General features: G+C 39.9%; 1 pseudogene. It reads left to right on the forward strand.

Features of this window, described 5'->3' with window-relative positions:
• Window positions 1-75: 75 nt before the first annotated feature.
• A pseudogene (locus tag ACPYOJ_RS35375) lies at window positions 76-273 on the forward strand (hypothetical protein); the annotation flags it as partial.

Here is a 273-nt window from a genome sequence, read left to right on the forward strand (position 1 = left end):
TTATTTGAGTTTGGTGAATAACTGCAATAGACAAAGGATATTTTTGTTTGTGGTGAAAAAACGTAAATTTGCAGTATGAATAATGATACCATTTGTGCACTGGCTACGGCCAATGGAGTGGGAGCTTTGGGGATCATCCGAGTTTCCGGAAATGATACTTTACCTGTAGTTCAGAAGAGTTTTCCCGGTAAAAATCTGGCAAAACAGAAGTCTCACACGATCCATTACGGGTATTTTATGGACGGAGAAGAGACAATTGATGAGGTGATGGTG

This window comes from Rhizobium sp. SVR5-9E, assembly GCF_056755095.1.